The sequence below is a fragment of the Polaromonas sp. P1_E1_2 genome (genome assembly GCF_056406035.1).
On the sequence record NZ_JBFUAZ010000829.1, the window covers coordinates 1 to 1,438 of the forward strand.

The window sequence follows — 1,438 nt, forward strand, 5'->3', positions numbered from 1 at the left end:
CTTCACTGGATGCGTTTGGTATCCACGCGATACCCTTACTCTTCCGCTCTTTTTCGCTATGCCACCGCGGCTGGTCTGAATGGCGCAGACAGCGATGCCGTTCAAGCCCTGCGTCTCCTCTGCAGTTTGCATGAGCCGCGGAAGTGTGTAGAGGCCAGGGAGGCGTGGGCAGAACTGTCCAGAAAAAAATGGCCGGAACTGTCCAAAATCCCATTTCCCGGTATGCCAGCCAGTAACAATACAGCGTTAACCCGGAAATAGAGTGGACGCCTCTCTACAGCTGGCCGGTCGGCGGAGCTGCGCGAGCCGTAAGCCCATACACTTGCTGCATCGCTAAGCACCGGTTTATTGTTGATATCTCCGTGCGGTGTACATGCAATCCAAAGAATGAAATTTTCTGCTGATACCTGGGCGGTGCCGGTCACCTTGCTTGTCCTGTTGCCTTGGCTGAATCCATTCGCCTTCGGCCCATCGCCCAATGTTGTTCCGTTATTGATAAGTCTCGCCGCCGTCGTTGGCCTTATTCTTCTTCAAGCCATCTTGCCGAGTATCGACAAAGCGGCAAGCGGCGCCCCGTTCGGCCGATACTGGGTCACCCCGGTTTCCTGGGCATGGATTTTGGCGGGAACGATCAGCAGTATTTTTGCGTTGTTGCAATATTCCGGTCATGCGGATGCTCTCACTCCCTGGGTGGCCAAGGCGGGCTTGGGGGAGGCCTTCGCAAATCTGCGCCAGCGCAATCAATTTGCCACCCTTATCAACATTGCCTTGGCCGCGGTGATCTGGTGTGCGGTGAAGGACTCTGAGCGTTCGACGGTGAAGGCTGGCGGTGGGCGGGCATTTGCATTCGTGGCGTGTGCTTGTGTGCTCGCGCTGGGTAATGCTGCTTCCTCCTCCCGTACGGGTATGGTGCAGTTGATTTTTGTCGCCGGATTGTGGTGGTATTGGGGGGCATCACGTCTGTCTTCTGCTCGCCGGTTGTTATGGGTATCTGCCGTTGTCTATGCACTCGGCACACTCCTCCTGCCATGGCTTGCTGGATTGGATCCGTCGCTGTATGGTGCCGCAGCCCGGTTTCTGGCTGGCGATGAACTCTGCGTTAGCCGTTTGACGCTCTGGTCAAATGTGTTGAGCCTTATTGCCCAAAAGCCTTGGCTTGGCTGGGGCTGGGGTGAGCTGGATTACGCACATTACATTACCCTCTACAGGGGTCCGCGGTTCTGCCAAATACTCGACAACGCCCACAATTTGCCTTTGCAACTTGCCGTAGAGCTAGGGTTACCTGCTTCGCTGTTTGCCTGTGGCGCGTTTCTATACTGGGTGTTTCGGCGTGCGCCATGGCGCGAGACTCAACCGACGCGTCAGCTCGCATGGACAGTCCTTCTTGTGATTCTGCTCCACAGCATGCTCGAATATCCGCTTTGGTATGGTCCATTTC

The 1,438-nt window shown here is 56.1% G+C and carries 1 protein-coding gene; it reads left to right on the top strand.

The features are described 5' to 3' along the window. Positions 1–387 precede the first annotated feature (387 nt). A partial coding sequence (locus tag AC1D1P_RS23320; protein ID WP_477674633.1) for an O-antigen ligase family protein occupies positions 388–1,438 on the top strand: 1,051 nt, incomplete at its 3' end.